This is a genomic window from Kushneria phyllosphaerae, assembly GCF_900312995.1.
Lineage (GTDB): Bacteria > Pseudomonadota > Gammaproteobacteria > Pseudomonadales > Halomonadaceae > Kushneria > Kushneria phyllosphaerae.
Genome location: NZ_ONZI01000003.1, coordinates 147,080 through 167,118, shown reverse-complemented (window position 1 = coordinate 167,118; position 20,039 = coordinate 147,080). Strand labels below are relative to the sequence as shown.

Annotated in this window: 18 protein-coding genes; 11 read left to right on the top strand and 7 right to left on the bottom strand. The window is 60.7% G+C overall.

What is annotated here, in order from left to right; genetic code table 11:
- The first annotated feature begins 116 nt into the window (after positions 1 to 116).
- Positions 117 to 737, top strand: a complete 621-nt coding sequence (rsmD, locus tag KSP9073_RS10705; RefSeq protein ID WP_108842966.1) for a 16S rRNA (guanine(966)-N(2))-methyltransferase RsmD — start codon at positions 117 to 119, stop codon at positions 735 to 737.
- Positions 738 to 857: 120 nt separating this feature from the next.
- Positions 858 to 1,085: a cell division protein ZapB gene (locus KSP9073_RS10700; RefSeq protein ID WP_108842965.1), complete on the top strand. Its 228-nt coding sequence runs from the start codon at positions 858 to 860 to the stop codon at positions 1,083 to 1,085.
- On the opposite strand, the gene KSP9073_RS10695 is transcribed toward KSP9073_RS10700, so the two are convergent.
- The 7 genes from KSP9073_RS10695 to prfB all read right to left on the bottom strand — a co-directional run bounded on the left by KSP9073_RS10695 (position 1,079) and on the right by prfB (position 7,796).
- Complete coding sequence (locus KSP9073_RS10695; RefSeq protein WP_165814226.1) at positions 1,079 to 1,561, bottom strand: GNAT family N-acetyltransferase; 483 nt, start codon at positions 1,559 to 1,561, stop codon at positions 1,079 to 1,081. The two genes, KSP9073_RS10700 and KSP9073_RS10695, sit on opposite strands and share 7 nt — an antisense overlap.
- Entirely contained in the window at positions 1,551 to 2,453 is a 903-nt protein-coding gene (locus KSP9073_RS10690; RefSeq protein ID WP_108842963.1) for a hypothetical protein, read from the bottom strand. The genes KSP9073_RS10695 and KSP9073_RS10690 overlap by 11 nt, the downstream gene beginning before the upstream one ends.
- Positions 2,454 to 2,543: 90 nt before the next feature.
- Complete coding sequence (locus tag KSP9073_RS10685; RefSeq protein WP_108842962.1) at positions 2,544 to 2,885, bottom strand: BolA family protein; 342 nt, start codon at positions 2,883 to 2,885, stop codon at positions 2,544 to 2,546.
- 69 nt (positions 2,886 to 2,954) lie between these two features.
- Positions 2,955 to 4,361 carry a DHA2 family efflux MFS transporter permease subunit gene (locus KSP9073_RS10680; protein WP_243409199.1) on the bottom strand — a complete coding sequence of 469 codons (1,407 nt, stop codon included), beginning with the start codon at positions 4,359 to 4,361 and terminating at the stop codon, positions 2,955 to 2,957.
- Between the two features lie 116 nt (positions 4,362 to 4,477).
- Positions 4,478 to 4,861 (bottom strand): hypothetical protein, encoded by a 384-nt coding sequence (locus KSP9073_RS10675; RefSeq protein WP_108842961.1) that lies wholly within the window; start codon positions 4,859 to 4,861, stop codon positions 4,478 to 4,480.
- Positions 4,862 to 4,994: 133 nt separating this feature from the next.
- Positions 4,995 to 6,512, bottom strand: a complete 1,518-nt coding sequence (gene lysS, locus KSP9073_RS10670) for a lysine--tRNA ligase (protein WP_108842960.1) — start codon at positions 6,510 to 6,512, stop codon at positions 4,995 to 4,997.
- 185 nt (positions 6,513 to 6,697) lie between these two features.
- A protein-coding gene (gene prfB, locus KSP9073_RS10665; protein WP_108842959.1) for a peptide chain release factor 2 occupies positions 6,698 to 7,796 on the bottom strand; the annotation gives its coding sequence in 2 pieces (ribosomal slippage) (positions 6,698 to 7,720 and positions 7,722 to 7,796; 1,098 coding nt in all).
- 244 nt (positions 7,797 to 8,040) lie between these two features.
- Here prfB and KSP9073_RS10660 point away from each other — a divergent pair.
- From KSP9073_RS10660 to KSP9073_RS10620, 9 genes are all read left to right on the top strand, one after another.
- Complete coding sequence (locus KSP9073_RS10660; RefSeq protein ID WP_108842958.1) at positions 8,041 to 9,624, top strand: peptide ABC transporter substrate-binding protein; 1,584 nt, start codon at positions 8,041 to 8,043, stop codon at positions 9,622 to 9,624.
- Between the two features lie 253 nt (positions 9,625 to 9,877).
- Positions 9,878 to 11,461 (top strand): peptide ABC transporter substrate-binding protein, encoded by a 1,584-nt coding sequence (locus KSP9073_RS10655; protein ID WP_108842957.1) that lies wholly within the window; start codon positions 9,878 to 9,880, stop codon positions 11,459 to 11,461.
- 64 nt (positions 11,462 to 11,525) lie between these two features.
- Positions 11,526 to 13,118 carry a peptide ABC transporter substrate-binding protein gene (locus KSP9073_RS10650; RefSeq protein WP_108842956.1) on the top strand — a complete coding sequence of 531 codons (1,593 nt, stop codon included), beginning with the start codon at positions 11,526 to 11,528 and terminating at the stop codon, positions 13,116 to 13,118.
- Positions 13,119 to 13,179: 61 nt separating this feature from the next.
- Positions 13,180 to 14,796 (top strand): peptide ABC transporter substrate-binding protein, encoded by a 1,617-nt coding sequence (locus KSP9073_RS10645; RefSeq protein ID WP_243409198.1) that lies wholly within the window; start codon positions 13,180 to 13,182, stop codon positions 14,794 to 14,796.
- 41 nt (positions 14,797 to 14,837) lie between these two features.
- Positions 14,838 to 15,764 carry an oligopeptide ABC transporter permease OppB gene (oppB, locus tag KSP9073_RS10640; protein ID WP_108842954.1) on the top strand — a complete coding sequence of 309 codons (927 nt, stop codon included), beginning with the start codon at positions 14,838 to 14,840 and terminating at the stop codon, positions 15,762 to 15,764.
- 12 nt (positions 15,765 to 15,776) lie between these two features.
- Positions 15,777 to 16,742, top strand: a complete 966-nt coding sequence (locus KSP9073_RS10635) for an ABC transporter permease (RefSeq protein WP_243409197.1) — start codon at positions 15,777 to 15,779, stop codon at positions 16,740 to 16,742.
- A 10-nt stretch (positions 16,743 to 16,752) separates the two neighbouring features.
- Positions 16,753 to 18,351, top strand: a complete 1,599-nt coding sequence (locus tag KSP9073_RS10630; protein ID WP_108842953.1) for an ABC transporter ATP-binding protein — start codon at positions 16,753 to 16,755, stop codon at positions 18,349 to 18,351.
- A 144-nt stretch (positions 18,352 to 18,495) separates the two neighbouring features.
- A complete protein-coding gene (locus tag KSP9073_RS10625; protein WP_108842952.1) occupies positions 18,496 to 18,804 on the top strand; it encodes an EF-hand domain-containing protein in 309 nt (102 codons plus the stop codon).
- A gap of 17 nt (positions 18,805 to 18,821) precedes the next feature.
- Positions 18,822 to 19,979, top strand: coding sequence for a porin (locus KSP9073_RS10620; RefSeq protein ID WP_108842951.1), 1,158 nt, complete (start codon positions 18,822 to 18,824; stop codon positions 19,977 to 19,979).
- Positions 19,980 to 20,039 lie beyond the last annotated feature (60 nt).

Genomic DNA, 20,039 nt, shown 5'->3' with positions numbered 1-20,039 from the left:
ACAATCCGTGCACGTCATCCAAGGATGGCACACCCGACTATGATTGATGCGTTTCCCGTAAATCATACGGACCGGCACCGGCAGCATATTTTTACCTATCGAGGCTTTAAGGGCACATGAGGCGACAGCGGCACGGCACATCAGGACAGGATCAACGCCAGGGCAAGGCCCGCACGGGCAGCGGCCGTCTGAGACTGATTGGTGGTCGATTTCGTCGGCGCCTGTTGCCCGTACTCGATCATCCGGGCCTGCGGCCAACACCGGATCGCGTCCGCGAGACCCTGTTTAACTGGCTGGTGACCGAGATCGACAGCCGCACTCGCGTGCTCGATCTATTTGCCGGCACGGGTGCTCTGGGGCTCGAAGCGCTTTCCCGCGGCGCCGGAGAGGTGCATTTCGTCGAAGCCGACCGCCAGGTGGCCCAGCAGATCACCCGGAACCTGACCACGCTGGATGTGGCGATGCCGGTTCATCATCAAAGGGCACAGGCCTTTCTGGACACGCGCCCGGCGCAACCCTTTCAGCTGGTCTTTCTCGACCCGCCCTTTCGACAGGAGCTGATCACTGACTGCTGTCAACGCCTGGAGCAGAACGGCTGGCTGAGCGAGGGCGCCCTGATTCATGTCGAAACCGAGGCCGGCCTGATGTTGCAACTGCCCACCGGCTGGCAACTGATCCGTGAGACCCGGGCCGGTGACAGCCACACCCGTCTTTATCGACGTGAAAGCGGCCAATAACCGGGCCGCCCTCTTGCCGCCGCGCGCCGGCGCGCGTAGTCTGGCCTGCGCGCGCGCCGGCACCCGATCCGGGCCATGCAGGGCGGCACTTCGCCTTAATATCTGTATCAGGAGTACAGCATGAGCAATGAACTTTTCGAGCAGCTTGAACAGCGCGTCAATACTGCCGTTGACACCATCGAGATGCAGCGCATGGAGCTTGACGAACTGCGTCAGGAAAACGAGCGTCTGAAAAACGAACGTCAGCAGTGGGAAAGCCGTCTGGGCAGTCTGCTGGAGCGTTTCCGTGAGCTCGACGCCAGCACTGCGCCGGCCCCGGAAGCACAGGCCGCCAGCCCCTCCTACTGAGCAGGTCTTTCGGCGCCCTGCTCCTGGCGTGCAAGAGGACGCGACATCAGTATCGCGTCCTCGCGCCCGCCTGAAGCTTGCGGGTAATAACCCGCCCGGCGCCCGTCCACCTCAAAACCATGACGTTCGTAGAGTGCCTGTGCCGCGTCATTGCCGGCGCGCACCTCCAGCAACACCCGCTCAAGCCCCTTCGCTTCTCCCTGCTCGATCATGGCAACGATCAGTTGACCGGCCAGCCCCTGGCGCCGATGGCTCGGGTCTACCGCAATCATTTCAAGCTCAAGATCAAAGGGCCCCACCGAGAACACGGCAAAGGCCAGCAGCGCCTGCGTGCTGTCATCGCCAATGCCCATCAACTGGTATCCCTGATCGCTTTTCAGCGCCTCGAAACGGGCCAATGACCAGGCATCAAGGCCTCTGGCACGGGCGTCCAGTGCCGCCAGCGCTTCAACATCACTGATTGGCTCAGACGTCATCGCTTTGCTGCACTTCAACATCTACCTGCCACCAGCGGCGCCACTCTCCCATCGCCGCCCAGAGTGCCCGACGCGCAGACGCCTCATCCAGTGACTCAAGTGCCGGCCCCTGCCAGAGCGGTAGATCCAAAACACGGCTTCGCCCGTCCTGCACATCCAGCACCTCTTCAAGCACCGAAAGCTGTCCAAAGAGCAGGAGTCGCTCAGGGTTCCAGCCGCGGGCACGACGCCCGGCCAGAAAGGCCTTGAACCCCTGGCGCGCCTCATCAAGCGCGTCATCGACCGGCAACCCTTCCATCATGGGCCAGCCAAACCGCTGACAGGAGAGCGGTGCAGAAGGCTCGACTCCCCCGGCCCGGAATATGGCATTCAGCAGCGTTTCTTCCTGAGCGGTCAGCGCGTCATCACGCATAAGCAGCACCAGCCAGCGGCCATCAAGCGCCGCCACCTGCAGCGAAAAACGCAGTGCCTCATGGGGTGACCTTGTCACAGGCACAGCCACCTCTGACGCCACCGCCGGACCATCCTCCTCGACGACCGGCGCAGAAGAACGCACCGCCGGAGCGTTCACCGGGGCATCGTTTTGCTGGTCCCTGTCGGTTTTGGTGTCGGTATCGAGCAGGGCCTTGATCGAACGTACCGGCCTGATCGACTCGTGCGGCGTCCCTTCCGGGACAGGCGTGGCTGGTTCAGGCGTGCTCTCGGGACGGTCGAACTCATCGATCAGGGCGTGCAGGCGCTGATGATGATCCAGCGGGGCCTCCCGACTACTCGCGACCTCTTCCACTTCCGGCAGAGAGGATGCCAGCGCGTTGGGCAGCGGGTGACGGGCCACCCACAGGTGAATGCCCATGGTCTCAAGATATTGTCGGCGCGCGCGCTCGGTCACCATACAAAACGTCCGTTGGAGGGGTGCCATCTGAAAGGCCTTCCCGTGAGGAAGGCCTGAAGTCGATATCGACGACTCAAGATCTGAACAACACTAGGCGTCACCGCCACGACAGTTCGGCGAATCGGGCCGCGCATTGCCACGCGCTTCCCACTGCTCGGGCGTATAAAGATGCAGGGCGAGCGCATGCACCGGGCCTGCGAGCTCATCGGAGAGTGCGGCATAGATCTGCTGATGGCGCTTGACCGGCATCATGCCTTCAAACTGCTCGGAAATCAGCGTTACCTTGAAGTGCGTCTGTGAGTTGGGCGGGACGTGATGCTTGTAGCTTTCATTTTCGATGCTCAGCCACTGCGGCTCAAAAATGGCCAGCTTCTGCTCGATCAGCGCCGCAATGTCAGCGCCTTCAAGCGTATCCACCGAAGAAATTGTCATGGGTTATCACCTCCGGCACGTCAGATATTGTGGGTAGGTATGCATCACGGCGACGATCAGCAGGGTCATTCAGCAGGTCTGCTGACGCTTTAGCACGCATATTCGCGACGCCGACAGTATCAGCGCCACAAGGGCAGAGGCCATGCCCATCCAGAGGGCCAGGCTCACCGTGACAGCACTGTCCATCGTGGCATTCATTATTCCAGAAAGCACCAGTGCAACCAAGGCGGCGCCAACAGACTGACCAAAGGTACGCACACTGGCCAGCACGCCGGAGGCACTGCCACTGCGTGCCTTGGGCAGTGATCCCATCATTTCACGGTTGTTGGGAGCCTGGTAAAGACCAAAGCCCAGTCCACACAGGGCGCTGCGCCAGAGGATATCGATCGTTGTGGGCTGATCCCCCAAAAGCGCCAGCCCCCCAAGTCCCGCCATGAACAGCAAAAGCCCTATTGATGAGATGATCGGCGGGCTGAAGCGGTCGGCCAGCCGCCCACCCAGTGGCGCTCCGATCATGACGCCCAGCGGCCAGGGCGTGAACAGGAAGGCGGATTCAAGTGGCGTGTAGCCCTGCACGTTCTGAAACAGAAACGGCAGGCTGATAAACGCCATGCTCTGAGCCAGAAAGGAGAAAAACGAGGTCATCACCGCCATTGAAAAGCGCGTCTCGCGAAAGATGACCAGCGGCAGCAGCGGGTTCTCAAAATGACGCTGACGCCAGATAAACCCTGCCAGCGATGCCACGCTCACCGCCAGAAGTACCGGTACGGTCCCTGAGCGCGACATGTCGGCAATGCTGTCGAGCATGATGACAAAGGCCCCCAGACCCACCGCGGACAGCACGGCGCCGAGCACGTCAAACCGATAGCGGCTGCCCTGCTCCTGAGGCAGCGCACGGATGGCCAGCCAGATGGCGGCCACACCCAGCGGCACGTTGATCCAGAAAAGCCACGGCCAGCTCGCCACGGAAAGCACCAGCCCACCCAGCGCCGGCCCACCGGCAACCGCCAGGGATACGGTCAGCGCGGTCAGCCCCATCGCCTGCCCCAGCAGCCGGGTGGGAAAGATCACCCGATACATGGAAGGTCCGATGCTCATCATGGCCGCCGAGCCCAGCCCCTGAATGGCGCGAAAGACAATCAGCCATCCCAGCGAGGGCGCCAGCGCGCACATCACCGAGGTCAGTACGAACAGAATCATGCCACCGATATAAAGACGATAGCGCCCGATGCGATAGCCCAGAGCTGCAAAGGTCAGCATGGAGGCAGCACCCACCAGCTGATAGACGTTGATGATCCAGACAGAAGCCGCAGAAGAGACGCCCAGTTCGCGGGCAATGGTCGGCAGGGCGATATTGACGCTGTTGATATTGAGCACCGCCATCAGCGACCCCGACATCAGGACCATCATGGCCAGAATACGCTGACGCGGAGGCAGGCCATCATCACCTTCACGCCAGGACAGTAGTGCTTTCAAGGGGAGTTACCGGCAGTGCAAAACAACGTGCGAGCACGCAGAGCAGGAACAGGGTAAAAAAGCTCACACCGGCCATGATGCCGGGCAAGCCTCAGGGTCATTTCAACGCAGGATGATCAGACCTCATCGGTATCCAGCAGCAGATCATCTTCAAAATCGCTGCGCTCAAGGGCCACTTCCTCGTCCAGATCCACGCATAGATAGCTGTGCTCGACACGAAGGAAAAATTCAAAGGTGACTTCGTTGATGTCCGGCCAGTGGCGGGAATTTTCTTCCCAGGCGGACAGCTCGTTTTCAAGGATATCGGCAAAGCGTTCATGCAGGCAGGCCCGCAGCGCATCTTCCGTATCCATCTCGGGAATGAGGTAGATGGTACTTTCGCGCTCGGCATCCTCAAGCGTGAGATCATCCTCACCCTCGGTCGCTTCCAGCGAATTGATCCAGTCTACAAAGGCCTGTCTGGGACGCACGCTAAGTGCAGAGCGGTTCACCAGTTTCATTGCAACTCTCCCGGTTCGGGCTGGTGGAAATCCTGTTCAAGCGCCCAAGTATGGGCGCCCGAGCGCGCCAATGCCATGACTCATCCGGGCATTGACGCACATCGGGCGGCCAGAGCCTGTCGGCCGTCGCGATTTACTCGGCTTCCGGGCGCATGGCCGGGAACAGCAGCACATCGCGAATGGAGGGGGCATCCGCCAGCAGCATGACCAGCCGGTCGATGCCGATACCCTCGCCTGCCGTCGGCGGCAACCCATACTCGAGCGCACGCACATAGTCGGCGTCATAGTACATCGCCTCGACATCACCGGCGTCCTTCTCGGCCACTTGGGCGGCAAAGCGTTCAGCCTGATCCTCGGCGTCATTGAGCTCGGAGAAGCCGTTGGCGATCTCGCGCCCGCCCACGAAGAACTCGAAGCGGTCGGTCACGAACGGATTGGCGTCGTTGCGACGCGCCAGCGGGCTGACCTCGGCCGGATACTCGGTGATAAAGGTCGGTCGCTCGAGGCGATGTTCGGCAACTTCCTCAAAGATCTCGGTCTGCAGCTTGCCAAGGCCCCAGCCCGGCTTGACCTCGATCCCCAGTCGTCCGGCCAGTGCCGTGGCGCGCTCGAGATCATCCAGCTCGGCTGACTCGATTCCCTGCCCGTACCTCAGGATCGACTCGCGCATGGTGAGGCGGTCAAAGGGCTGAGAGAGGTCAACCTCGGTGCCCTGATAGTTGATCAGGGTGGTGCCCACGGCCTTTTCGGCGGCAAAGCGCACCAGCGACTCGGTCAGATCGATCAGGTCATGATAATCGACATAGGCCCAGTAGAATTCGAGCATGGTGAATTCTGGATTGTGCCGGGTCGAGAGCCCTTCATTGCGGAAGTTGCGGTTGATCTCGAAGACCCGCTCAAAGCCCCCCACCACCAGACGCTTGAGATACAGCTCGGGCGCGATGCGCAGATACATGTCGATATCCAGCGCATTGTGATGGGTCACAAACGGGCGCGCCGTGGCACCGCCGGGAATCGGCTGCAGCATCGGCGTTTCGACTTCCATGAAGTCACGCTCGGTGAAGAACTGACGAATGGCGCTGATGACGGCGGCGCGAATGCGGAAGGTATCGCGCACCTCCGGATTCATGATCAGATCCACATAGCGCTGACGATAGCGGGCTTCCTGATCGGTCAGGCCGTGGAACTTGTCCGGCAGCGGGCGCAGGCTTTTGGTCAGAAGACGGGCACTCTCCATCATCACATAGAGATCGCCCTTGCCGGACTTATGTACCGGGCCCTGGCCAAAGACGATATCGCCAATGTCCCAGCCCTTGATGTCTTCAAGCACCTCCTGAGGCAACCCCTTTTTATCCACATAGAGCTGGATCTGTCCGGAGGCGTCCTGAATGACGATAAAGGGGCCACGCTTTCGCATGATGCGCCCGGCGACGGCCGCCTGACGCCCCAGCGACTCCAGCGCTTCCTTGTCGTGCTCGCCGAGTTCTGCCTGCAGATCCGCTGCCAGACTGTCGCGGCGCAGATCATTGGGGAAGGCACTGCCGCCCTCTGCACCGGCCTTCTCGCGGCGAGCGGCAAGCTTTGCCCGCCGCTCGGCGATCAGATGGTTCTCTTCGTGTTCGCTGCCTGCCTGCTGATCCTGATTCGCCATTACCTTGCCTATTGAAAATAACCGTCAATGACAGGCTCGTGACAGCCTGCGGTTCATGTCTGATACCCATGCCGGACACGCATGTCTGACACGGCTCATGCCCGGCACTGGTCGTGCCGGAAACACGCGATGCTGCAAAACGAGCCTGCCGGTCGGAAGTCGTCTCTTCAAAACGTCTCTTCCGATCAAAGCCCCTGCTTGAGACTGGCCTCGATGAACTGATCCAGATCGCCGTCGAGCACCCGCTCACAGTTACTGGTCTGCACGCCGGTACGCAGATCCTTGATGCGCTGGTCATCGAGCACGTAGGAGCGGATCTGGCTGCCCCAGCCGATGTCGGACTTGGAGTCTTCGGCCTGCTGTTTCTCGGCGCTGCGGCGCTGCATCTCCAGCTCCCAGAGCTTCGCCTTGAGCTGTTTCATCGCAAAATCGCGGTTGGCATGCTGGCTGCGCTGGGTCTGACATGACACCACGACACCGCTGGGCTCGTGGGTAATGCGCACCGCCGAGTCGGTGGTGTTGACGTGCTGACCGCCGGCACCCGAGGAGCGATAGGTATCCACGCGCAGATCGGCCGGGTTGATATCGACCTCAAAGCTGTCATCGATCTCGGGAGAGAGAAAGACCGAGGCGAACGACGTATGGCGTCGGCCGCCCGAATCGAATGGGCTCTTTCTGACCAGACGATGCACGCCGGTTTCAGTGCGCAGCCAGCCAAAGGCGTAGTCACCCTGAACGTGGAGGGTGGCTGACTTGATGCCTGCCACATCGCCGGCGGAAATCTCGGAGATTTCCGCCTTGAAGCCGTGATGCTCGGCCCAGCGCAGATACATGCGCAACAGGATGTTGGCCCAGTCCTGCGCCTCGGTACCGCCGGAGCCGGCCTGGATATCCATGTAGGCGTTATTGGGGTCCATCTCGCCGGCAAACATGCGGCGAAATTCGAGCTTGGCCAACTGCGTTTCGAAGCTTTCGAGGTCACGACGAATTTCCGTCATGGTTTCCTCGTCCTCTTCCATGTGCGCCAGCTCATAGAGTTCGCCGTTGTCACGCACACCGCTTTCCAGCGCGTCGAGCGTGGTCACGATATCCTCAAGCTGTGCCCGTTCGCGTCCCAGCTTCTGGGCATGCTCCGGGTCATTCCAGACGTTGGGATTTTCCAGCTCGCGCGTTACTTCCTCGAGGCGGTCCTTGCGTTCGGCATAGTCAAAGATACCCCCTCAGGACGTCTGTCCGTTCGGACAGGTCCTTGAGGATATGATGAATGGGGGTCAATTCCTGCATGGTATCTCGCTCGGACAGGACGCAGGCGTCAAAACACCGACATCGCATGAGAGTTGAAAAACAAGGGCGTTATTGTAGCCAAAGCACCACCTGCCCGTCATCCGCCGCCCGTGTCCTTATCCTGATTCGGGAATAAAAATGTCGGAAATGGTTATATGCCCTGCTTTGACACTTTTGCCCCGGGCTGTGATCTTTCAAGGACGCGTCGTTGTCGCGTTGACAATAAAACCTTCAGGGAAACGTCATGAAAAAAGTAACGCTTGCACTGCTGGGGGCCGCCGGGCTGTCGCTGGGCGCACCACTGGCCACTGCCGCCACGCTCAATGTTGGCATCAGCGGCGACCCGGCCTCACTGGACCCGGCCCGTGTCACCGGCGGCGTCTGGGAAGAAGACGTGCTGCGCGATATCTTCGAGGGGCTAGTGGCCATTGACGCCCAGGGACAGATCATCCCGGGCGTGGCGACCTCGTGGGAGACCAGCGACGATGGCAGGACCTACACCTTCCACCTGCGCGAGGATGCCCGCTGGTCAGATGGCGAGCCGGTCACGGCCGATGACTTTGTCTTTGCCCTGCGCTACCAGGTCGACCCGAAAACCGCGTCCAACTACGCCCACCGGCTCTATCCGGTCGTGAACGCGCAAAAGATCAACGCAGGCGAGGCAAAACTCGACACCCTGGGGGTAGAAAGCCGCGACAATGGCCATACGCTGGTGATCCAGCTTGAACAACCCGCCGCCTATTTTCTCAAGACGCTGGTGCTGCCGTTTGGCTACCCGATCCCCGAGCATGTCGTGGATGACAAGGGAGACAAATGGAGCCAGCCGGACAACATCGTGGTCAATGGCGCTTTCAAACCGGTGCGCTGGATTTCCAACTCGGAGCTCGATACGGTCAAAAACCCCGAGTTTCATGACGCCGACAAGGTCTCGCTCGAGGGGGTGAACTACTACCCCATCGAGGACAAGAATGCCGGTATTTCACGCTTTCGTGCCGGCGAACTCGATATCCTGCGCGACTTCCCTGCCGCGCGTTATCAGTGGCTTGAGCAGCAGATTCCCGATGCCGTCAGGATCACCCCGTCGCTGGGCAGCTACTACTACGTCTTCAACCTGCGCGACGGCTCACCGGTCGCCGACAAGCGGGTACGCGAGGCGCTCTCATTGGCCATCCGTCGCGACATCATCAGCGAAAAGCTTCTCGACGGGGCCGTGACGCCCTCCACATCATTGGTGCCGCCCGGGGTCAGCAACTACACCCCGGCCGCTCAGCCAGGTCTTGAAGACGATATGGACACGCGCATGAACCATGCTCGTGAGCTCATGAAGGAAGCCGGTTACGGCCCCGACAAGCCGCTCAACCTGACCCTGCGCTACAACTCCGGTGATGAGCATCAGCGCATTGCCGTGGCGGTTGCGGCCATGTGGAAGCCGCTGGGCGTCAATGTCGAAATGCGCAACAGTGAAGCCAACGTGCACTACTCGGATCTGATGCAGGGCGATTTTCAGGTGGCCCGCGCGGCGTGGATTTCAAGCTATGACGACGCGCAGAACTTCCTGCAGCTGCTGTCGGCGGAAACCAACAACTACGGTGACTATCAAAACGACGAGTACAGTGAGCTGATCACGCAATCCGACCGCGAGCTCGACAGTGACAAGCGCCGTGACATGATGCAGCGCGCCGAGAAGATGGCGCTGGCCGACTACCCGCTGGCACCGATCTATACCTATGCAGCACGCAACCTGGTCAAGCCCGGGCTTTCCGGCTGGGACAACAACGCGCTCGACATGCATGCCTCACGCTGGATTTCGATCAAGGCCTCTCAGTAACCGTTGGCCGACACGTTCCCACGTCATCGAAGGCGGGCACCGCCCGTCTTCGATGGCCACTGCCCGCGACAACCCTCTCGATACTTTCCTGCCCGGCCCGAATCAGTCATGCGTTTGAACAACTGGTCAACTCTGGACACATCCGCTGACGCGGAGTAACTTCACAAAATCGTCATAAGCGATACCAAAGCTCGCGCCGCTATCCCGGACTGCGATAGCGATAACAACAATGCCAGTACCTTCAGGAACTTTCATGTCCTCGATCCGTCCCCTGATGGGCGCGCTTGCGCTGTCATCCGCCCTGTTTGCTTCCCCGCTTTACGCCCAGACTCTTAATATCGGCATCACGGGCGAGCCCGCCTCGCTGGACACCTCCCAGGTCAGTGGTGGGGTATGGGAAGGTGATGTCTTAATGGACTTCTTTGAAGGTTTGATCACCGAGGGTCCCGAAGGACAACGCATTCCGGGCGTGGCCAAATCCTGGGAAGCCAGCGAGGACGGCAAGACCTACACCTTCCATCTGCGTGATGACGCGAAATGGTCAGACGGAAAGCCGGTGACGGCAGAGGACTTCGTCTTTGGCTGGCAGCATATGCTCGACCCCGCCAGCGCCTCCAAGTACGCCTACATGCTTTATCCGGTCAAAAACGCCGAGGCAGTCAACACCGGCAAGATGCCGGCGGACAAGCTTGGCGTGGAATCACTTGATGACGGCAAGACCTTTCGCGTCACGCTCAAGGAACCGGCACCCTATTTTCTCGGCATTCTGACCCATTACACGGCCTATCCGGTGCCGAAACACGTGTTTGACCAGTACGGCAAGCAGTGGACGCAGATGGATCATATCCAGACCAACGGCGCTTACAAGCCGACAAGCTGGGTCTCGCACGACCACATCACGGCCGAGAAAAACCCCGAGTTTCACGATGCCGCCAACGTGGCGATCGACACCATCAATTACTATCCCACCGAGGATCGCAACGCCGGCATCTCGCGCTTTCGGGCCGGTGAACTCGATGTGATGCGTGAATACGACTCGGATCGCTATCAGTGGCTCAAGGAAAACCTGCCGGAGGCCACCCACATGAGCCCCTACCTGGGCACCTATTACTACGTGCTCAACCATCGTGACGGCCATCCGACCACCGATATCCGCGTACGCGAAGCACTCAACCTGGCGGTAAGACGCGAGGTGCTGTCCAAGCAGATCATGGCCAACACCTTCCTGCCGGCCTACGCGCTGGTGCCGCCGGGTATCAATCACTACGAGACGCAGCACATGACGCTCGACGGTGAGGACATGAATGCCCGCCTGGCCGAGGCCAAAAAGCTGATGCAGGAGGCCGGCTACGGACCGGACAAGCCGCTCAATCTACGCCTTCGTTATAACTCAAGCGATGAGCATAAAAAAATCGCTGTCGCTCTGGCCGCCATGTGGAAGCCGCTGGGCGTTAACGTTCAGATGATCAACTCCGAGGCCACGGTCCACTACCAGGCCATTGCCAATGGCGATTTCGATGTGGCACGCGCCGGTTGGATTGCCGACTATGATGACGCCGAAAACTTCCTGACCCTTTTGCATACCGGGGTAGGCAACAACTACGGCGCCTATTCCAATCCCGAGTACGACAAACTGCTCGACCAGGCCAACGTAACGCTGGATGAAGACAAGCGTGAGGCGCTGATGCAGCAGGCCGAGCAGGTCGCCCTTAGTGACTATGCGCTGATACCGCTGCTGACCTATGTCACCCGCAACCTGGTCAACCCAAAGCTTCAGGGCTGGGAAGACAACGTGCAGGATGACCACCCCTCTCGCTGGGTCAGCTTCAGCAAATAACTGAACGGTGGCGGCATTCTGGTAATGCCGCCCACTTTTTGACGTTACTCGGGAATCTTCCATCATGACCAGGTGTCTTTCCAAAAGCCTTGGCGCTGCCCTGTTGCTGGCCTGCCCGCTGCTGGCCACTCCCCTGTCAGCCCAGGCCGCCACGCTGGATATCGGTATCTATGGCGAGCCGGCCTCGCTGGACGCTGCGCGCGTGACCGGCGCTGTCTATGACAACGATGTGCTGGGTGATCTGTTTGAGGGTCTGGTGACGCTCGCCCCCGACGGCGATTACCAGCCGGGCGTGGCCAAAAGCTGGTCGGTCTCCGATGACGGTCTGACCTGGACCTTCACTCTGCGCGACGACGCTCGCTGGTCAGACGGCGAGTCGGTGACCGCCGAGGATTTCGTGCTCGCCTTTCAGCGCGCACTCGACCCGGCCATCGCTTCGGTCTACGCCAACCTGCTCTATCCAATCAAAAATGCGTCGGCCATTAACCGCGGTGACGCCGAGGTGGCCTCATTGGGCGCCCGCGCCGTGAACGATCATCAGCTCGAAGTGAGCCTTGATCAGCCCACGGCCTACCTGCCGACCCTGATGGCGCACATCATTGCCGCCCCGGTGCCTGCGCATCTGGTGCGCCAGTACGGTAACGACTGGACGCAGCTTTCGCACATCGCCACCAATGGCGCCTTCATGCCCAGCCGCTGGGTCTCGCATGACCATATTGAAGCGGTGAAAAACCCGCAGTTCCATGATGCCGCAAGCGTCACGCTGGATGGCGTCAACTACTACCTGGTCGAGGATCTCAACACCGGCCTGTCGCGCTTTCGCAGTGGTGACCTGGACGTGATGCGTGACTTCGACGCAAGCCGTTATCAGTGGCTCAAGGAGAATCTGAGCAGCTCGGTCCATCTGCACAATCAGCTCTCCACCTATTACTACGCGCTCAACAATCGCGACGGCCATCCGACCAGCGACGTGCGCGTGCGTGAAGCGCTCAACCTGGCACTGCGGCGCGACATCATCACACAGAAGGTGTTGCAGGGCGCCGCCAATCCGACCAGTTCACTGGTCCCCGCCGGCACTGCGCACTATGACGTTCAGACCATGCCGGGCATGGAAGCGCCTATCGATGCGCGACTCAAAAAGGCCAAAACGCTTTTAAAGGACGCAGGCTACGGCCCCGACCACCCGCTCCATCTGCGACTGCGCTTCAATTCCCGCGATGACCACCGCCGCATTGCCGTGGCCGCAGCCGCCATGTGGAAACCGCTGGGCATCGACATCGAAATGGTCAACGCCGAGGCCAACGTGCACTACGCCGAGATCGCCCGCGGCGACTTTGATATTGCCCGTGCCAGCTGGGTGGCTGATTTCGATGATGCCAGCAATTTCCTGGGCATTCTCGCCTCCGGCAACGTCAAGAACTATGGCGGCTATCACAGCACCGAATTCGATCATCTGTTGACACAGGCCTCCGCGCAGCCCGACCAGAACAAGCGCCAGCAGTTGCTGGAGCAGGCCGAACACCATGCGCTGGGGGACTATGCCATGGCGCCCATTTACGCCGATGCTGCCCGCAACCTGGTCAACCCGGACATGACCGGCTGGGAAGACAACGCCATTAATCGCCACCTGTCTCGCTGGATCAGCCTCGACCAATAAACCGTGACATCGCGCGGGTCATCACGACCGCACGCCATGATGACAACACCGGACAACAACAATGACCGACACAACACGACCCCCGCGTCCGATGGGCGCTTATCGCCCCTTTTTCAAACGCGCCGCGCTCACGGCCTGCCTGCTCGCCATCGCGCCACTCGGCATGGCGGCCACACTGCGCATTGATAACAGCGCCGAGCCCGGCACGCTCGACCCGCAAAAAACCAGCGGTACCTGGGAGACGCGCATCGTGCGCGAGCTTTTTGAGACGCTGGTCAGTCAGGACGCGAAGGGTGACCTGGTGCCGGGGCTGGCCAGTCACTGGCAGCTCAGCGATGACGGCCTGACCTGGACCCTTGAACTGCGTGACGATGCTCAGTGGTCCGACGGCCAGCCCTTGACGGCCGGCGATGCCGTCTTCAGCCTGCGCCGCCTTTTAAAACCGGAGCTTGCCGCCCATAACGCCAACCTCTACTACCCGATCAAGAATGCCCGTGCGATCAATGCCGGTGAAGCCGCCCCGGAAACACTGGGCGTGCACGCTCTTGATGACCATCATCTGGAAATCCGGCTTGAGCGCCCCACCGCCTGGTTTTTACAGGCCATCGCCATGCCGGAAGCCGCCCCGCTGCCTGAACATGTCTTAAAGGAAAGCGAGCGCTGGATCGTACCCGGCAATACGGTCGTCAGCGGCCCCTTCAAGCTGAGCGAGTGGTCACCGCAGGATCACATCACACTGGATAAAAACGAGCGTTATTACGACGCCGACAAGGTGTCGCTGGATGAGGTCATTCTCTATCCGCTGGAAGAGGCCACCGCGGCCCTGAATCGCTTTCGCACCGGCGCACTGGATATCAGCTACACCAGCGTACCCGGCGGCCGGTTCCAGCAACTGCGTCAGGAGCTGGGTGATGCCCTGCGGGTCAGCCCGCTGGTGGGGGAATATTTCTACATGTTCAACCTGAAACCTGACAGCCCGCTTGGCGATATTCGAGTGCGAGAAGCGCTGAATCTGGCCACGCGGCGCGAGGTGATTACCGACCAGCTGTTGGGCATGGGACAGACGCCATCGTACTGGCTGGTGCCCCGGGTAACCGAGGGCGGCACCAAAGGCGAGATGCCCATGGCGCAGCTGTCGATGGACAAGCGCATGGCGCGCGCCCATGAGCTGATGAAGGCGGCAGGGTTCGGGCCGAATAACCCCGTGAAGCTGACGCTGCGCTACAACACCCTGGAAGATCATAAAAAGATTGCCGTTGCACTGGCCGCCATGTGGAAGCCGCTTGGCGTTGAGGTCTCGCTGGTCAACGCCGAGGCCGCCAGCCACTACGCCGCCATACGCGAAGGTGATTTTCAGCTGGCCCGCTATGGCATGGTAGCGACCATCAACGACCCATATGACTTTCTGGGCAGCTATACCACCGGCGGAAGTGCCGCCCGAAGCAGCGGCTATCACGACGAGACCTATGACCAGCTGGTCGAGCAAAGCAGCGAGACCATCGATACGGGCGAGCGCGCCGAGCTTCTGACCCGCGCCCAGCAGCGCCTGCTCGATGACTACGCTCTGCTGCCGCTTTACGATTACATCACCACCGCGCTGGTGTCAGAGCGCGTCCATGGCTGGGAGCCTTCCCCCATGGACGTGCACCCCCTGCGCTACATCAGCATCGAGGAGTAACCCGTGCTTTCAACGTCCCCCATGCGCCGAGGTAGACCGGCATGCTGAGCTATATCGCCAAGCGTCTGGCCATGGCCATTCCCACGCTTTTGATCGTGATCACGGCCTCGTTTTTTTTGATGCGGGTCGCCCCGGGTGGCCCCTTTGATGGAGAGCGCCAGCTCCCACCGGAGATCGAGGCCAACCTGATGGCGGCCTATCACCTGGATGAGCCGCTGCCCATGCAGTATCTGCGCTACATGGGCAACCTGGTGCAGGGCGATTTCGGGCCGTCGTTCAAGTACAAGGACTTCTCGGTCACCGACCTGATCGCCCAGGGCTTTCCGGTCAGCCTGGAGCTCGGGGGGCTGGCGATTGTGCTGGCGCTGCTGCTGGGCATCCCCATGGGGGTGATGGCGGCCCTCAGGCGCAACTCGACCGTGGATTATCTGCTGATGGGGACCGCCCTGGGCGGCATTGCGGTGCCCAACTTCGTGATCGCGCCACTGATGGCGCTCTTTTTCGGCGTCATTCTGGGCTGGCTGCCGGTAGGCGGCTGGAACGGCGGTGCCCTGCCCAACCTGGTGCTGCCGGTGGTGGCACTGGCCATCCAGCAGATTGCCTATATCGCCCGCATGATGCGCGCCTCGATGATCGAGGTGCTGGGCAGTCATTTCATCCGTACCGCGCGGGCCAAGGGGCTCAACGAGCGCCAGGTGATCTGGCGCCACGCCCTGCGCCCGGCCATGCTGCCGGTCCTTTCCTATCTGGGGCCGGCCATCGCCGGCATCATCACCGGCTCGGTGGTGATCGAGCAGATCTTCGGCCTGCCGGGCATCGGGCGCTACTTCGTGCAGGGTGCGCTCAACCGCGACTACACGCTGGTGATGGGCACGGTGGTGTTCTACGGCATCCTGATCGTGTTGATGAACCTGATTGTCGATCTGCTCTATTCGCTGTTCGATCCCCAAATTCGCTATGACGACTGACCGGAGCGCATCATGACTTCATCCAGCGGTGCTCATGACACCCACGCCGCGTCCGGCACAGGCAGGGACGCCGCCGACCACCTTCAGGGCGGCGGTGGCCCCAACCCGCCCCAGGCGCCGGTCGCCCAGCCCGGCGAGAGCCTCGCCCGCGAGGCCTGGCGTCGCCTGCGTCATAACCGTGCTGCCATGGCAAGCCTTGTGCTGCTGGCGCTGATGGCAGTGATCTGTATCGCCGGCCCCTGGTTTATGCCCTGGGATCTGGCCGAAGTGGACTGGAACGCTTTCGGCGTGGCACCGACCCTGGAAGGCCAGCACTGGCTGGGCACCGATGCCAACGGCCGTGACCTTCTGACCCGCACGCTTTATGGCGGGCGCGTCTCGCTGTCCGTGGCGCTGGTGGCCACACTGGTGAGTCTGGTCATTGGCGTGCTTTATGGCGCGATTTCCGGCTATGTCGGCGGGCGCACCGACAATCTCATGATGCGCTTTGTCGACATTATGTACTCCCTGCCCTTCATGTTTCTGGTCATCCTGTTGATGGTGGTTTTCGGCCGTAACATCTTTTTGATCTACGCCGCCATTGGCGCGGTGGAGTGGCTCGACATGGCGCGCATCGTGCGCGGCCAGACGCTGTCGCTCAAGCGACGCGAATTCATCGAGGCCGCCCATGCTCTGGGCGTTCGGGATTCAAAGATCGTCACCCGCCATCTGATTCCCAACTCGATTGGCCCGGTCATCATCTATGTGACGCTGACGGTGCCCAAGGTGATTCTGCTGGAAAGTTTTCTGTCCTTTCTGGGCCTGGGCGTACAGGAACCGCTGACCAGCTGGGGGGTATTGATCAGTGAAGGGACCTCCAACATGCAGGGCGCGCCCTGGATGCTGATCGTACCGGCGACCTTCCTGGCCGTGACGCTTTTCTGTCTCAACTTCCTGGGCGACGGGCTGCGTGATGCCCTCGACCCGCGTACCCGTTAAGGAGTCCTCCATGTCGACACCCCTGCTTGAGATCGACAATCTGAAGGTGGACTTTGAACTGCCCACCGGTACTGTCTCCGCCGTCAAGGGCGTCAGCTTCCACATCGATCAGGGCGAGACCGTCGCGCTGGTGGGCGAGTCCGGCTCCGGCAAGTCGGTGACTTCTACCGCCCTGATGCGTCTGCTGCCGGAGATGGCCAAAATTTCCGGCGCCATTCGTCTGGATGGCGAAGATCTGACACAGGTCAGCGCCTCGCGGATGCGACGGCTGCGAGGCAACGAGTTCTCGATGATCTTTCAGGAACCGATGACCTCGCTCAACCCGCTGCACCGCATCGGGCGCCAGATCGCCGAAGTCCTTCATCGCCACCGCGGCGTCTCCGGCAGCCAGGCACGAACGCGAGTGCTGGAACTGCTGGATCAGGTCGGTATCCCCGAACCCGAGCGGCGCATTTCAAGCTATCCGCATGAGCTCTCCGGCGGCCAGCGCCAGCGGGTCATGATCGCCATGGCGCTGGCCTGCGAGCCGCGCCTGCTGATCGCCGACGAGCCCACCACGGCACTCGATGTCACCGTGCAGGCACAGATTCTTGACCTGCTTCGGAATCTGCAAAAGCGCTATGGCATGGCGATCCTGTTCATCACCCATGATCTGAGTCTGGTCCGCCGCTTTGCCGAACGGGTCTGTGTGATGCGCTACGGCGAGCTGGTCGAGTCCGGCGAGACCGCGAAGGTCTTCAATGACCCGCAACACGACTACACCCGCATGCTGCTGGACGCCGAACCCCGCGGCAGCAAGGCAGCAGTGGCAGAGGATGCGCCGGTACTGCTCAGCGGTCAGGACGTTCGGGTACGCTTTACCACCAAAAAGCGCCTGTTCGGCAAAAGCGACTATTTCGAAGCGGTACGCGGCATCGACCTGACCGTTCGACGCGGCCAGACGGTGGGCATTGTCGGCGAGTCGGGCTCGGGCAAGTCAACGCTGGGGCGGGCGCTGCTGAGGCTGCTGAAAAGCCAGGGGCAACTGCGCTTTGAAGACACGGACATCACGGATTTTGACAAGTCGCGTATGCGGCCGCTGCGCTCACGCATGCAGGTGGTTTTTCAGGACCCCTTTGGCTCGCTGTCGCCGCGTCTGACCGTCGGTGAAATCATCAGCGAAGGGCTCAAGGTCCACTTCCCGGAACTCGACCGACGCGAGCGTGAAGCGCGGGTCATTGAATCACTGGAAGAAGTGGCGCTGGACCCGGCGATGCGCAAGCGCTATCCGCATGAATTCTCCGGCGGTCAGCGCCAGCGCATTGCCATCGCCCGGGCGCTGGTGCTCAAGCCCGACTTCCTGCTGCTCGATGAGCCTACCTCGGCACTGGACCGCTCGGTACAGATGACGGTCATCGAACTTTTGCGTCACCTGCAGCAGAAATACAACCTGACCTATGTGTTCATCAGCCATGACCTGGCCGTGGTCCGCGCGCTGTCCGACACCGTACTGGTCATGAAGGAAGGTCAGGTCGTCGAGCAGGGCTCGGCGGAGAGCATCTTCCGGGCGCCGCAAGAGGCCTACACAAAAGCACTTTTGAAAGCAGCGTTTCTCGACACTGCCGCCTGAAACTTCAGGGAACAACCTTTAAAAGAACATGGCGGGCCCTTGCTGCCCGCCTGTCCATGACGCCTTTTTCAGGGCGTCACGGGAGGCCATTGCCTCATTGATGGGCCCTGCGCCCCCAAACGTGCAACAACAAGGGATAACACCATGCACAACTACAACAACGCTTTACGAGGTGGCCTGCTCGGCGCTGCATTGCTGACGCTTGCCGGCTGTACCGGCCCGCTGTTCGGTCCGGGCGGCTTTGATAATGCCACCCTTGAGAATGGAGCACCGCCTGAGCTTGTCAGCCGCTTTCATGAGGCAGACAGCGACGGTGACGGTGTCATCGACCCAACAGAAGCCAGCGCCGCCGGGCTGCAGGGGCTTTTTACCACACTGGATGAAGACCGGGATCGTCAGATTTCCGAGGCCGAATTCATCAACGGTATGCAGCAGCTCGATAACAACCAATAAACGCGGAGCCTTCTCTCATGTCTTTCAATAAAAAGGGCATTACGCTCTCCCTTTGCCTGTCGTCCCTGTTCTTTGCTCAACAGGCCTCGGCCGTTATCCTGTATGAATCTCCCGATGATCGGCTGCAGTTCAGCGGCCGGCTGGCTGCCGGCAGTACCTGGGTCGACAACGTTCACGATGACCATGACCCGACCAACTTTGGCTCACGTGTACGCCTGATCCATGAACACAACTTTGCCGGCGGTTGGTCATCGATTGTGCGTACCGAATGGGCCTTCGACCCCTGGTTTGAAACCGGCAACGATGAACATTACAAGCGGCTGCAGTACGCAGGTCTCAGCAACAGCGAATACGGCACCATTTTAATCGGCAAGCAGTACTCGCTCTGGTATGACATGGTCGGCGTCTGGACAGACTGGTTCTGGATCAACGGTGCTGCCGCTCAGGGCTCCTTTTCAGGGCGCAACGGCGATGGCGGCTTTGAAGGCAATGGCCGCCCTGACCGCGCCATCTCCTACCAGAACAGCTGGGGCGACTGGTCGTTTGGCGCGCTCTATCAGGCCGGACGCGGTGAAAGCAGCAGCGATAACGTTCCAATCTCCACCACCATTGGCGGTCAGGAGGTCATCACCGGAACCGAGCAGCGACGGGGCGGCGTGGATCGTGACTATACCGGTCAGGTCGCGCTGAACTGGCAGCCCAGTGAAACCGTAGCACTGGGGCTTGCCTATACCCATTCTCGTATTACCGACTATAACGATGACAATAATAGGCATCCGAACGTCAACGCGACCCTGCTGGGCGCGCGCTGGACACCGGGCGACTGGTACTTCGCAGCAACAGTCGGCAATTATCGTAACCTTGAACGAAATAGTGTCTTCGATGGCCTGGGGGATACCGGCGCCGTGGAACATGCCCGCGGCTATGAGCTGGTCGCCCTGTATAACCTGCGGGGTTATACCCCCGGCAGCGTGCAGCTCTACACCGGTCTCAACCGGCTGGAAGATCGCAATTCCGATGCGCGTAACGCCAACTATATCGCCGGTGTTGCCTGGCTTTTGGCCAACGACAATCTGGTACTGGCGCTGGAACGTTCCGAGGATGATTCAAAAAATGCCAGCGGCGGCAGTGTCAATAATGACAATACCGCACTGCTGGTGCGCTATGACTTCTAACCGGACGCTGGCATGACCCGAGACCCTCGCCCATGGCGAGGGTTTTTTGTTGCCACCCGA

Coding starts and splice junctions, on each gene's coding strand:
- KSP9073_RS10635 (WP_243409197.1), top strand. CDS start 15,777: ATGACTTCATCCAGCGGTGCTCATGACACCCACGCCGCGTCCGGCACA.
- KSP9073_RS10660 (WP_108842958.1), top strand. CDS start 8,041: ATGAAAAAAGTAACGCTTGCACTGCTGGGGGCCGCCGGGCTGTCGCTG.
- lysS (WP_108842960.1), bottom strand. CDS start 6,512: ATGGCGAATCAGGATCAGCAGGCAGGCAGCGAACACGAAGAGAACCAT.
- KSP9073_RS10645 (WP_243409198.1), top strand. CDS start 13,180: ATGACCGACACAACACGACCCCCGCGTCCGATGGGCGCTTATCGCCCC.
- KSP9073_RS10620 (WP_108842951.1), top strand. CDS start 18,822: ATGTCTTTCAATAAAAAGGGCATTACGCTCTCCCTTTGCCTGTCGTCC.
- KSP9073_RS10695 (WP_165814226.1), bottom strand. CDS start 1,561: ATGACGTCTGAGCCAATCAGTGATGTTGAAGCGCTGGCGGCACTGGAC.
- KSP9073_RS10685 (WP_108842962.1), bottom strand. CDS start 2,885: ATGACAATTTCTTCGGTGGATACGCTTGAAGGCGCTGACATTGCGGCG.
- rsmD (WP_108842966.1), top strand. CDS start 117: ATGAGGCGACAGCGGCACGGCACATCAGGACAGGATCAACGCCAGGGC.
- KSP9073_RS10625 (WP_108842952.1), top strand. CDS start 18,496: ATGCACAACTACAACAACGCTTTACGAGGTGGCCTGCTCGGCGCTGCA.
- KSP9073_RS10650 (WP_108842956.1), top strand. CDS start 11,526: ATGACCAGGTGTCTTTCCAAAAGCCTTGGCGCTGCCCTGTTGCTGGCC.
- KSP9073_RS10690 (WP_108842963.1), bottom strand. CDS start 2,453: ATGGTGACCGAGCGCGCGCGCCGACAATATCTTGAGACCATGGGCATT.
- oppB (WP_108842954.1), top strand. CDS start 14,838: ATGCTGAGCTATATCGCCAAGCGTCTGGCCATGGCCATTCCCACGCTT.
- KSP9073_RS10675 (WP_108842961.1), bottom strand. CDS start 4,861: ATGAAACTGGTGAACCGCTCTGCACTTAGCGTGCGTCCCAGACAGGCC.
- KSP9073_RS10630 (WP_108842953.1), top strand. CDS start 16,753: ATGTCGACACCCCTGCTTGAGATCGACAATCTGAAGGTGGACTTTGAA.
- KSP9073_RS10655 (WP_108842957.1), top strand. CDS start 9,878: ATGTCCTCGATCCGTCCCCTGATGGGCGCGCTTGCGCTGTCATCCGCC.
- KSP9073_RS10700 (WP_108842965.1), top strand. CDS start 858: ATGAGCAATGAACTTTTCGAGCAGCTTGAACAGCGCGTCAATACTGCC.